Source organism: Steroidobacter sp. (assembly GCF_036406195.1).
Lineage (GTDB): Bacteria > Pseudomonadota > Gammaproteobacteria > Steroidobacterales > Steroidobacteraceae > Steroidobacter.
Genome location: NZ_DASWVW010000019.1, coordinates 302,899 through 315,008, shown reverse-complemented (window position 1 = coordinate 315,008; position 12,110 = coordinate 302,899). Strand labels below are relative to the sequence as shown.

Here is a 12,110-nt window from a genome sequence, read left to right as displayed (position 1 = left end):
TGCAAACTCGACTGGACCAGATTTCTCTAGCCAATCACGACCTGTTTGATTCGATATTTTTCCAGCGCCGCCGGATCGAGCGAGACACCCAGGCCCGGGCCCGACGGCACATATGCATACGGCGCATCGATACGCAGCGGCGTCTGCAGCAAGTCGTGCTCGCGGATCATGCGCCCGAAAATGTCGGACGGCCACAGGCAGCTCGGCGCCGCCGCCGCCTGGTGCAGGTACATCGCCTCGAGAATGCCGAGGTCGATCTCCGAACCGTGAAAGCAGCAGACATTGGCGGCGGACGCGATGCCGTCCATTTGCTGGAACTTCGCCAGGCCAGCGTTGAAATTGAAGCCGTCGACGGCGTTGTGCTGTACCAGGTTGATCACGTCGTGCACGCGCTGTCCCTGATACACGTAGGGTAGCGACACGTGCTGCGTGATCGGGATGCTGGAGAAGCTGCGCAGCTCGGCATAGTCGAGCACCATCCACTTCGGGATCGGATCCTCCAGCAGCAGCGTGTTGCCGACCTTTTCCAGATCGCGAATGATGCGCTTGGTGTGGCCCATGTTCTCCCAGCGCTGGTTGGGATCGTAGATGATCTTCATGCCGGGCGCGTGGCGCGCAATGGCCTCGCTCCACCCCGCCGCATCATCCTCCAAGTCGGCCTTGAACTTGATGCAACGAAAACCCTGGTCCAGGTACTGCCGAGTCCATGGCCCGACCTCGTCGACCGTGCGATGACTCGACCACGCGCTCACTTCGACGGCATCGCGCACCTTGCCGCCGAGCAGCCGGTGCAGCGGCACGCCCAGGCTCTTCGCATAGCCGTCCCAGATCGCGCACTCGAAGCCGTCGTACTCGCGACACAGCGGCAATGGCAGTGCGCTCAGTCGCATCTCGTTCAAGTCTGCGCCAAGCAGCGCTTCGGCGACCTCGGTGACCGTCGACCACGTGTGGCCGCGATAGAACTCGCCGAGAGCCGTGACGCCATTGGAGAGCTCGAGCCGCACCACTAGCTTCGAAAGCTCGTCGAACTGAGTGCTCCAGGACGGCTTTGCGCCCACCGGCAGCATGTGAATGGGTTTCGGCAGCGACGCCGAATTGATGACACCGGGATGTGCCGGCACCAGCACTTCATCGAATGTAAACCGCCGGATGGTCAAGCGGTTGGTCATGGTCGCTCCTTGTTCTCTGTATCGTCGGGTAACGGCGGGGCGCCGCCTTCAATGTAATAATATAACAGGATTGCCATGAATAACAGCTCAAACTGAAATTTTCTTTCATACTGAGTCTACTTTGGGAGGGGTACCCGCGCGCCATTTGTGCTACGGTTAGACTCATGAAAGCCAGCGAAAGAAACTCGCCCGCGGGCGCGCAAACGGACGTGTTGACCCGTATCGACCGTCTCAGAAACGAATTTTCAAAATCGGAGCTGCACATCGCCGAATTGCTGTCGCGCGATACGCATGCCTTCGCACGCATGAATGTAAAAGACGTCGCGGCTCGGGCAGATGTAAGCGAGCCGACGGTCGTGCGCTTCTGCCGGCGCGTCGGCTGCAAGGGGTTCAAGGACTTCAAGATTCAGATCATTCAAGAGCTCGCGTATCGGCAAGCCTCGCGCGAGGACACAGGCCGCTCTCGCGCCAGCGCCGCAAGTGCGACTCACGTCAACAATGCAACGGCACAAGGCATCCCGGGAGAAGTTCTCGATGCGGCGGTCGCCGCGCTTCAGCGCACTGCCAAGGGGATCGATCGGCACGCCATCGAGGCCGCGGCCGAATTGATCGCAAAGGCTCGCCGCGTCGCCATCTTCGGTATCGGCGGCAGCTCGGCGGTCATGGCGAACGAGGCGCACAATCGCCTGTTCCGCCTCAATATCAGCAGCATTCCCTACACCGACAGCTATCAGCAGCGCATGTCCGCGACCACACTGAGCGAGCAGGACGTGGCGTTGTTCATCTCGTCTACGGGCCGGCCGCGCTCGCTGCTCGACAGCCTGGAGCTGGCGAAATACTACGGCGCGAAGTGCGTCGGCATCGCGCCGAAGGACGGCCCGCTCGGCCGGGAGCTCGACATTTGTATCGACCTCGAGCTCACCCAGGGCGGCGTCAACCAGTTCCACCCCAACCCGATGCGTTATGCGCAGTTATTCGCGATCGATTGTATTGCGTATGCAACGGCGTTGCGGATGGGTCCGGCCGCGGAGACTTCGCTGAAGCGAACGCGAGCGAGCGTCGCGTCGCTGCATGGAATCGCGCCGTTACAACCGATCGGCGACTGATCTCAAAGCGCCTCGCCGGTGAACAGCGAGGCGAACCGGTCGCTGCCGGCGGTGAGTCCGCCGTCGAGCGTGATCACGGCCCCATTCATCAGGCGCATTTCATCGTCGGCGGCCCGTACCACCAGGGCCGCCACATCCTGCGGCGTGCAGATATCCCGGGCGGGATACCAACTCGCCAGCTCGCGAAAGATTTCCGGGTTGTTGGCTTGCCGCTCCTGCCAGATGCGCGTCTTCACCGAGCCCGGGCAGATCGCCACGCTGCGCACGCCGTGTTTGCCCAGCTCCATCGCGCAGAATCTGCTCAAGTGGATCAAGCCGGCCTTCGCCGCGCTATAGCCGGGATGGCCGAAAATCTGCAAGCCGTTCACCGAAGCGACATTCACGATCACACCCGAGCGCTTGCGCATGAACGTAGGCAGCAAGGCATGAATGCAGCGCCATGGGCCATTCAGATTGAGATCGATGTCGTGCAACCAGTCCTGCTCTTCGGTCGTCAGCAACGAGGGCTTGGTGATACCACCCGCGTTGTTCACGAGAATCTGCACGTCGCCCAACTCGTTCGTCACCGTTGCCACCGCCGCACGCACCGACTCGGCGCTGGTCACGTCGGCATGAACGGATAGAAAGCGGGCTTCGCCACCGGCCTTCGGCTGCAACTCGTCGGCGAGCGCGAGCAATCTCGTTGCATCGCGATCGACGCCCGCGACCGAGACCCCGTTGGAAAGAAATAGCGCACAAATGTCGCGACCGATATCGCCGGCGGCACCTGTAACAAAGGCAACTTTCACCACATGCTCCTGGCTTGATGACTAATTGATTGGCTCGGCCACCGCGCGGAGCGCGGATGCATCGACCTGCGAGGGAACGGTTTCTTCGGCTCGCAACGATTGGCTCATGCGCAGCCAGCCGCGGTAGCAGGTGTAGCCCATCATCAGCGCGATGACGGCCATCAACACCGGTAGCCAGGCGTCGCCGCGCAGCAATCCGCCGACACAAAACATCATTGCGTAAACCAATCCGCAGCTCGAGAACAGGCACACGAACGCACCGCCGATGCGGGATGTCTCCGTCGTATGCGCGGCATCGAGTCCTGCCCGCACGGCGATCTTCCGCCAGGCGCTGCCCGGCGGACGCACACGCGCATAAAAGTCCTCCAGCACCTTTGCATCGGTAGCCGGCGTAACTAGCGTTACGACCACCCATCCGATGGTGGTCACGCCCACCGCAACCAACAGTTTGACCCAGTCCGCCCAGGCGGCAGCAAACGGCGCGAACTGAATCACCATGCTGGTGAGGAACGCGATGATCATCGCCGAAATCTCGCTCCACGCACTCACGCGCGGCCAGTACCAGCGCAGAATGAAGAGCAGTCCGGTACCGGCGCCGATGGACAGCAGAATTCCGAACGCCTGCATGGCCGTCTTCAACGACAACGCCACCACGCCTGTCATCACCATGAGCGAGGCCGTGGCCAATCGTCCCATCAGAACCTGCTCTCGTTCACGAGCCGTCGGCCGGAAGAAACGACGATAGATGTCATTGACGACATAGGAAGAACCGAGGTTCAGGCCGGTCGCAACGTTGGAGATGTAGGCCGCCAGCAACGACGCCGCGACCAGGCCGATCCATCCCGAAGGAATGAACGTCAGCATCGCCGCATATGCGAAATCTTCGTTCACGACATCGGCATCGACCGATGGAAATGCACGCCGCAGACTCTCCACGTCCGGGAACACCACCAGCGACGCGAGCGCCACCAGGATCCAGGGCCAGGGCCGCAGCGCGTAATGCGCAACGTTGAACAGAAAGATCGCGCCAATGGAATTCTTCTCGTCCTTCGCCGCGAGCATGCGCTGTGCGACGAAGCCGCCGCCACCCGGCTCCGCGCCCGGATACCACACGCTCCACCACTGCACCAGAAACGGCATGACCATCAATGTCACGAAAATTGCGGGGTCGGAGAGACTGGCGACGAAGTCAGTCTTGCCCGCGAGGTTGGGATGATTGAATAGCGCATCGAGACCACCCACCGCTGGATGATTGACCGCGAACACCGATGCGGCGATGGAACCTGTCATCGCCAGCAGGAACAGATAAGAATCCGACATCACCACGCCGCGAAATCCACCCGCGGCCGAGAAAATGACCGTGGCCGTCCCAGCCGCGATGATGCATTGCAGTGGCTTGAGTCCGAACAGCACGGAGCCGAACTTGACCGCCGCCAACGTGACCGCCCCCATGAGCAGCACATTAATGAGCACGCCGACGTATATGCCGCGAAATGCGCGCAGGAACGCCGCCGGCTTGCCGCTGTAACGCAGTTCGTAGAACTCCATGTCCGTGGTCACTCCTGAGCGTCGCCACAGATGCGCGAAAAAGAACGCCGTGAGCATGCATGTGACCAGGAACGTCCACCACAGCCAATTGCCGGCGATGCCGTACGTCCGCGTAAGACCGGTAACCAGGTTGGGGGTATCGGTCGAGAAGGTGGTCGCAACCATCGAAATGCCGAGCAGCCAGAACGGCATCGAGCGCCCGGACAGGAAGAACTCCTCCGCACTCTTGCCGGACCGGCGTCCGCTGTAAACGCCGATGACGACCGAGATCAACATCGAACCGATCATGATCGATCCGTCCAACACACTGAGCTTCACGCGACTCCCCATCCGATTTGTGAAAGTAATTTACATCGCGGGGTGATGAATATAATATTTTTTCAAGAAAGGGAAGCCCCGCCCTTCCTACAACGACTCTTATCACAGGACTGGTTCATGAGCTCAGAAGAATATCCGTTTGGCCCGAGCGACCCGGATCGGGTCGCGATCTGGCAGATGCTGGTATCCCGCGACACCGATGCCTACCTCGCACAGGATTGGCATGCGGTGGCCGATGACTTTGTCGAGGAAGGTTTTTTTGGCATCGACGGCCGCCGCGACCCGAATCCCGATCATTGGCGCATCGCCTTCCCGACTTTGGAGCTGTATCGCAAGGAGTGGCTGCGGCAGGCCGCCGAGACTGCGAAATCCGTCGATGCCAGCAAGGCTCGCGCCGCATTCCTCGACGCCGTAACGCTGGTGGACATCCAGATCGACGGCCCGTGCGCTCTTGCGCACAAGATCTTCAACGGTCGCTTACCGAATCGCGATGGCTCGCATGAAACGCTCGACTGGCAGACGCTGTACGTGTGCCGTCGTCATGAGGGGCGCTGGAAGATTGCTTCATTCGTCGGCTATATGCCGCGCACGCAGGTAGGCTCTCGATGAAATGGGAATTACTGAGTACGCGCACCCTGGCGAAGATCAGCCGCGATCTGCCAGTGGTGATGAACATCGCTGCGATCGAGCAGCACGGCCCGCATCTGCCGCTCGCCACCGACAGCCTGGTCGGCGCGCATTTTCTGGATCAGATCGATCAGGCCATCTGCGACGACGTGTTGATCCTGCCGCAGGTGAAGGTGTGCTGCTCCGCGCATCATATGGATTTCGACGGCAGCCTGACCGTAAGACACGAGACACTGCTGCGCTATGTAACCGAGATCCTCGACAGTGTCGCCGTGCACGGCTTCCGCAAGCTGGTGCTGTTCAACAGCCACGGCGGTAACGAGGCCATCGGCAGAGTCGTGCTGGAGAAGTGGGGCGCCGCCAACCCGGAGGCTCGCATTTTCATGTTCACCTGGTGGCGAGTTGCGGCGAGCGAGCTCGCCAAGGTGCAGGAGTCCGGCTTCGGCGGCGTCGGTCACGCGTGCGAGTTCGAGACCTCACTGCTGCAACACTTCGCGCCGCACCTGGTTGCGGGAGATCAGATCCGCGAAGCGACGCTGCAGCCGACCTTTCCCTGGGCTGAAAACGACATGCTCAACGCACCCTGCGGTCAACTCTATCGCTCCATGAAAGAAATCTCTGGCGGCAGCGGCGTCGTGGGCGCACCCACTTTTGCCACCGCCGCCAAAGGCAAACGTATTTCCGAGATCGTCACCGGCAAATTGGTCAGCATGCTGACCGACATCCGGAACAGCCAACAATAGAGCTTACAAAGCTCGCACCGCGAAGCGCTCGGCCCGTGCGAGCGCTAGCGGATTCACCAGCGGCAGACCGAAAGGCTCCGCTTCGATCTCGAAGACATCTCCTGCTCTGCTCTTGATCTCCGCGGCAAACGACAGCGTCGCAGTACCGAACGTATGCACGTGAACGTCGCCCGGCCGGCGGAAGTACGAATACTTGAAGTGGTGACGCTCGAGATTGTCGAGCGCATGCGACATGTTCGCTTCTCCGGTGAGAAACGGTTGCTCGAAGATGACCCGCCGGCCTCGCCGGATGCGCGAGGTGCCGCGGATGTCCGCCGGTAGCTCGCCGACCAGCAACTCCGGGCCGAAAGAGCACGGGCGCAGCTTGGAATGCGCCAGCCACAGATAGTTGTGCCGCTCGGTCACGTGATCGGAAAACTCGTTCATCAGCACATGGCCGAGGCGATACGGCACGCCGCGTTCTCCAACCACGTACACGCCTGCCACCTCGGGCTCCTCGCCGGCATCGAGTGCGAAGGCAGGCGACACCAGCGGTTTGCCCGGAGCGACCACGATCGAGCCATCGCCCTTATAGAACCATTCCGGCTGCACGCCCGCCTGGCCTCGTTTCGGCTTGCCGCCCTCAACGCCCATGTGAAACATCCGCATGGAATCGCTGAGCGACGCGGCGCCGGATCGGGTGAGCTTCTTATGCATGGCGTCGCGGCTGGCCGCCGAACCCAGGTGCGTAAGTCCGGTGCCGCTGACCAGCAGATGCGCCGGATCCGGATGATCCACCGGCGCCAGCACGCGGCCCGCGCCGAGGAGCTTTTTCGGGTCCGCACGGCCGACTCGCCCCGCCTTGGCAACCACGCTCTCCAGCGTCAGGTGGCGGGATATCGCAGCCTGCGCCAGCTCATAGACGGTTCTGTATCTGCCGACATACCAGGACTCTGCGCCGTCGGTCGCTACCACGCGGCGGCCATCGCGGCCCCGCACCTGCATCAATCTCAGCATTCCGCCCTCCCCTGAATCATAAAACTCTACTACAAAATTCTGAAGTAAAGATATCTTTTGTAATTTTATGACATTGGTGCTAAAAGGCGAAACCCGCTGGCGGGCGGGCAGGACTCCTCTAAACAACTTCATAAGGAGACAGACATGAGCTGGCTGAAGATTCGCAACCTGGCGCTGCTGGCCGGAGCGCTGGGATGTGCCATTCCCGGTCTGGCCGGGGCCGATCCAGTGAAGCACCCGGAAAAACTGGCGATCTATTACGGGCGGCCGGAGCTGGTGAACGGCTCGAACGGCAATACCACGACCGCAGCGGCGGTGTTCGAGGACTACGATCTGGTGGTCTTCGCCGAGGACATGGAACAGACCGGCCACCCTTCGCACTCGGCGGCCGCTGAAATCATCGGCAAACTGCCGTCCAATGGCACGCGCGTGTATGGCTATGTGGACCTTTGCTACTCCAATCCGGGTCCCAGCGAGTACAACTGCACGGGCGACGACCAGACGCAGCTCGAAGCCCGGGTCGACGCCTGGAAGTCGATGGGAGCGAAAGGCATTTTCCTCGACCAGGCCGGTTGCGACTACGGTGTGACGCGGCAGCGCCAGAACGACATCATCGACTACATTCACAGCGAGGGCCTGTCGGCCTTCATCAATGTCTGGAACCAGGCGGACGCGTTCTCCACGGATCGCAACGACACCACCTGTAACCCGGGCACCGGTGCGCTCACCGTGTCGCTCAACGAAGACGACTACACACTGCTCGAGAGCTGGGCGGTGGTGGAAAGCGAATGGAGCGAGAAGCGTACCGACATCGTGCCTTCGATGAAGGACCGCGCCGAAGCGGTTCTGCCCTACCGTGACGTCAACGGCACCAAGATCGCGGTGACCAACACAGTCGCCAAGGCCAATCCCGTTTTCGATCAGCGTCAGCTCGATTACACCTGGTGGTCGGCCGTGCTGTACGGCTTTGATGCGATGGCCTGGGGCGAGAGCTGGGTGTACTCATCGGAACACAACCAGCTGCCGTTTCGTACCCGTCCGAACCCGACCCTGGGCGACTCGAGCGGTCCGCTGGACATTCAGTACAACGGCGACCTGCACTCCCGCACCACCTCGGCCGGCACGATTCTGCTGGACACCAACGGGCACACCGGCCGTATCACGACCAAGAACGTAGTCACGCAGAGCGCGCAGCGTCCGACCGACCTCACCGTCGCGGCAGCGTCGTTCACCCCCACGCAGGTGATATTCGAGGTCAATAGCGCTCTGGCGCCTATCGCCAAGGCACAAATCTTCATCGATACGGACAACAATGCCGCGACCGGTTACATCCATACGGATGAAGGGCTCACCACCGTGGGTGCGGACTACATGGTGGACGACGAAGACTTGTATGTTTTCACCGGATCGACGCAATCGACCTGGTCGTGGCAACTGGTCAGCTCGGTTACTCCGACAGGATTCAACACCACGCAGGTGCGCTTTCCCGTGTCGCTCAGCCAGATCGGCTACAGCTCGGGTGCCACTCTGCGCATGCTGGCCATGTCCGCCACCTCGAGCTGGGATCAGCTGGATTTCCTGCCTCGCTCGCCCAGCGTGGCCTGGACCGCCAAGCCCAACTATCTGACGCAGTCCGGCTCGAATTCCAGCGATCTGGTCAGCGGCGATGTCACCTTCTCCGAATACAAGCAGGGCACGAAGGTGACCTTCTCCATGGATAGCAACGGCGGCAACATCGAGGCGTTCCGGGTCATGATCGACGCCGACAACAATGCCTCCACCGGCGTTGCCTTCTGGGGAATCGGCGCAGACTACATGGTCGAGAGCGGCTTGCTGAGCCACTTCGTCGGCACGACGCAGTCCGACTGGAGCTGGCAACCGATCGCCTACAACACGGAGTTCGGCAACGGCGGCATCGGCACGCCGCACGTGAGTGTCTCGTATCTGCCGGAGCACATGGGCTTCGAGCCCGGCGAGCAGATCACGGTGGTCATGCAGCACTGGTCGCCGACACCGCCGTACTATGCGAGCCTCGATATGCTGCCGCGATCGGGAGCCAATACCTGGCAGGTGACCCATGGCGCCCGCCAACAGGCTGAGACGGCCGACACGCTGATCCAGGGCAATGCGACGTTCAGCACCAGCAACATCACCCTCACCATGAACAGCAACGGCGGCGCGATCGACTCGTATCGCTTCTTCATCGATCGCGACAACAGCTCGAGCACCGGCTATCGCCACACCGCGCAGGGAATCACCGGTGTCGGCGCCGACTACATGATCGAGGATGGCGATGTGTATGAGTTCTGCGGGTCTTCGCAGACGACATGGTGCTGGAACTTTGTGAGCACCTGCTTGACCGACAGCGGTTCAGGCACGAGCCAGATCACGGCGCAGTTCGCCAAGAGCCTGATCTCGTACACGCCGGGATCGACGATAGCGCTGGTCGCAGAGAGCTTCCTTTCCGGCACGGAGAGTGTTGATCATCTGCCCATGCGCTCGGCGAGCACGGTGTGGCGCGCGAAGCCATGACGTAAACCGGTTGGAGGCAGGGAGCAGCGGCTCCTTGCCTCCCAACCCCTGTCGCCTCCAGCAGGCGTATCTTCTCCAAGCCTTAGAACTTCCAGACCGCGGTGACCGACGCGCTGCGTCCGGGATGGGCGGCATACGCAACGAGAGGATCGTTCGCGGCCCGGCCACGGACATCGATCCAGTCGATGCAGCGCTCATTCGTGAGATTTGTGAGGCCGACATGGATCTGGCCGCGCTCACCCAGCTCGAACCATGCAAACGCATCGAGCAGCAAGTAGCTGCCTGTGCGATAGAGCGGCGTCGTAGTCACGGCCACACGGTCTTTGGCCGCGACGGCAGTCGTCGCCAGGCGTGCTCCCCAGAGGGCGGCTGCGTCGTAGTCGATCGTCAGCGTCGCCTTGAGCGGCTCAACCGAATTGAGCGGTTGGTTGGTCATGGTGTTGTCACCGTGCGTCCATGCCGCATTGAGCGACAGCGACCAGCCCGCCAGGGCAGGCAGCAACCCGCCGACGTCGAGCTTGCTGGCCAGCTCGAGGCCATATATGCGAGCTGCCTCGACATTGCGCGATTGGAACAGCGTCACACCGGTGACAGGGTCGAGCCCGAGATTGACGCGGGATTCGATGAAATCATCGAACTGCGTGTAATGTGCGCTCACGGTCGAGCGCCACACGGCGTTGCGCATCCGCAGTCCCACTTCGAATCCGTCGCTCGTCTCGGGGCGCAGATCTGGATTCGGTAGCGCACGATAGTTGAACAGCGGTATCTCCAGACCGATGTTCACGTCTTCGAATGGCGGCGAGCGAAAACCGCGTGCGTACTGAGCGAAAGCAGTCGCACTCTCACTGAGCTGGTACGACACCGCCAGTTTGGGCGTGAGCGACTGCTCGTCGAGAGATACCGGCCGCGCGCTCGGGTTGTCCTCCCGATACATCGGATCCTCACGTGGGCGCAACCTGTACAGGTCGACCCGCAAACCGGGCGTGAGGCGCCACGGGCTGCCCTGCCTGTGGATCTCATCCTGAACATACAAACCCGCCTCCACCCGTTTCGTGATCGGAAAATCCCGCAGCGGGAAGGTCTCGCCCAGGATGGTCGAGCTCGTGACGCCGGTATTCAGATTGTGCTCATGGCCATCGCGCTGTTCCGTGACACGGCCGACCTCGATCTCGACACCGTATATCAGCTCATGCGCCCATGCGCCGGCGCGAAGTGCTGTCGATGCAATCAATTCCGCACCTATCGCTTCATCCTTCAACTCGAACGCCCGGTGCAGTTCGACCGGCGGCGTCCGTGGTGGCGCCGCTCGACGGCGCTCATCCGTGAGTTGCTCGGTCCGTGTGTTCCGGGCGTACAGGCGCCAGACGACATCATCCATCCATGGCGAGGAAACCTGGAGCGCCTGTTCGATGCTGATACGCGCATGCTCTGCGGTATCGTTACCGGCCATCCAGGTTGTGTTGGTAAATCGTGGCGGCGTGCCCAGCAAGGCATTGACCGTGGTTTGATCCTCGACCCGGCCCGCCTCCACGGCGACTTCGATCGATCCGCCCGGCGCGTCTGGCACGATGAGCTTCGCCAGCACTTGATCGGAACGGCTGTCACGCGGATTGGGCGCCGGCCCGCCGACGATCTCGGCCTCGTGATTTTCGCGACGCACGTACCCGAGCAGCATCTGCGCCCGGCCCGCCGACCAGGCGTTCAACGCCGCTGCGGACCAGCCATCGGTATCGCCGCGATAGCCGGCGCTGACCCGCGATGTGAAGGATCGTTGGTTCTCGAGTACATCACTCGGATCGACGGTTTGGATACGCACCACGCCACCGATCGCGTCCGACCCGTAGAGCGCGGACGCCGGCCCGCGCAGCACCTCGACGCGCTGAATGAATGAGACATCCGTATAGACGATCCCACTGTCGGCGAGTGCGCCCACATTGAAACTCTCTGCCGCGCCGACGCCGTCGACTTCGGTGACGACGCGATCGCCGCCGATGCCCCGAATGGCGAAACTGTCGAGACCGAAGCGCACCGGATCGTTGCGCACGGAAATGCCGGGCTCGTACCGCACCATGTCGCGCACGTCATCGCTCAACGTGCGCTCGATGTGCTGCTGGTCGATGACAGTCACCGAAGCCGCAGCGCGTTGCAGCGGCATGCGCCGCTTGGCGACGACGAAAACTTCCTCCAGGACATCGTCGGCAACCGCGATGCTGGATGTCGTCAACAAGGCCAGCGCCGCCGAGGCAGCCACGCAGCCAGTGGCAGTCATGGTCATTCTCCAGC

The 12,110-nt window shown here is 61.7% G+C and carries 9 protein-coding genes; 4 read left to right on the top strand and 5 right to left on the bottom strand.

Features of this window, described 5'->3' with window-relative positions; genetic code table 11:
• Positions 1 to 26: 26 nt before the first annotated feature.
• Complete coding sequence (locus VGE08_RS09440) at positions 27 to 1,169, bottom strand: mandelate racemase/muconate lactonizing enzyme family protein (RefSeq protein WP_331067618.1); 1,143 nt, start codon at positions 1,167 to 1,169, stop codon at positions 27 to 29.
• 164 nt (positions 1,170 to 1,333) lie between these two features.
• On the opposite strand from VGE08_RS09440, the gene VGE08_RS09435 reads away from it, so the two are divergent.
• The gene (locus VGE08_RS09435; protein WP_331067617.1) at positions 1,334 to 2,275 is read left to right on the top strand and encodes a MurR/RpiR family transcriptional regulator; all 942 of its coding nucleotides are present in this window, start codon (positions 1,334 to 1,336) and stop codon (positions 2,273 to 2,275) included.
• A gap of 2 nt (positions 2,276 to 2,277) precedes the next feature.
• On the opposite strand, the gene VGE08_RS09430 is transcribed toward VGE08_RS09435, so the two are convergent.
• Together VGE08_RS09430 and VGE08_RS09425 are read right to left on the bottom strand one after the other, a co-directional pair.
• The gene (locus VGE08_RS09430; RefSeq protein WP_331067616.1) at positions 2,278 to 3,063 is read right to left on the bottom strand and encodes an SDR family oxidoreductase; all 786 of its coding nucleotides are present in this window, start codon (positions 3,061 to 3,063) and stop codon (positions 2,278 to 2,280) included.
• 21 nt (positions 3,064 to 3,084) lie between these two features.
• A complete protein-coding gene (locus VGE08_RS09425) occupies positions 3,085 to 4,929 on the bottom strand; it encodes a sodium:solute symporter family protein (protein ID WP_331067615.1) in 1,845 nt (614 codons plus the stop codon).
• A 117-nt stretch (positions 4,930 to 5,046) separates the two neighbouring features.
• On the opposite strand from VGE08_RS09425, the gene VGE08_RS09420 reads away from it, so the two are divergent.
• Entirely contained in the window at positions 5,047 to 5,538 is a 492-nt protein-coding gene (locus VGE08_RS09420; protein WP_331067614.1) for a hypothetical protein, read from the top strand.
• Positions 5,535 to 6,299: a creatininase family protein gene (locus VGE08_RS09415; RefSeq protein WP_331067613.1), complete on the top strand. Its 765-nt coding sequence runs from the start codon at positions 5,535 to 5,537 to the stop codon at positions 6,297 to 6,299. Before VGE08_RS09420 ends, VGE08_RS09415 begins: the two co-directional genes overlap by 4 nt.
• Positions 6,300 to 6,302: 3 nt before the next feature.
• On the opposite strand, the gene araD1 is transcribed toward VGE08_RS09415, so the two are convergent.
• Positions 6,303 to 7,295, bottom strand: a complete 993-nt coding sequence (araD1, locus tag VGE08_RS09410; protein ID WP_331067612.1) for an AraD1 family protein — start codon at positions 7,293 to 7,295, stop codon at positions 6,303 to 6,305.
• Between the two features lie 144 nt (positions 7,296 to 7,439).
• On the opposite strand from araD1, the gene VGE08_RS09405 reads away from it, so the two are divergent.
• The gene (locus VGE08_RS09405) at positions 7,440 to 9,827 is read left to right on the top strand and encodes a hypothetical protein (protein WP_331067611.1); all 2,388 of its coding nucleotides are present in this window, start codon (positions 7,440 to 7,442) and stop codon (positions 9,825 to 9,827) included.
• A gap of 82 nt (positions 9,828 to 9,909) precedes the next feature.
• Here the strand turns inward: VGE08_RS09405 and VGE08_RS09400 are convergent, their stop codons facing one another.
• On the bottom strand, positions 9,910 to 12,096 hold the full coding sequence (locus VGE08_RS09400) for a TonB-dependent hemoglobin/transferrin/lactoferrin family receptor (protein WP_331067610.1): 2,187 nt from the start codon (positions 12,094 to 12,096) through the stop codon (positions 9,910 to 9,912).
• Positions 12,097 to 12,110: the final 14 nt, after the last annotated feature.

Excerpts from the sequence above, each read along its gene's own strand:
- araD1 (WP_331067612.1), bottom strand. The coding sequence starts at position 7,295 with ATGCTGAGATTGATGCAGGTGCGGGGCCGCGATGGCCGCCGCGTGGTA.
- VGE08_RS09440 (WP_331067618.1), bottom strand. The coding sequence starts at position 1,169 with ATGACCAACCGCTTGACCATCCGGCGGTTTACATTCGATGAAGTGCTG.
- VGE08_RS09415 (WP_331067613.1), top strand. The coding sequence starts at position 5,535 with ATGAAATGGGAATTACTGAGTACGCGCACCCTGGCGAAGATCAGCCGC.
- VGE08_RS09405 (WP_331067611.1), top strand. The coding sequence starts at position 7,440 with ATGAGCTGGCTGAAGATTCGCAACCTGGCGCTGCTGGCCGGAGCGCTG.
- VGE08_RS09420 (WP_331067614.1), top strand. The coding sequence starts at position 5,047 with ATGAGCTCAGAAGAATATCCGTTTGGCCCGAGCGACCCGGATCGGGTC.
- VGE08_RS09400 (WP_331067610.1), bottom strand. The coding sequence starts at position 12,096 with ATGACTGCCACTGGCTGCGTGGCTGCCTCGGCGGCGCTGGCCTTGTTG.
- VGE08_RS09435 (WP_331067617.1), top strand. The coding sequence starts at position 1,334 with ATGAAAGCCAGCGAAAGAAACTCGCCCGCGGGCGCGCAAACGGACGTG.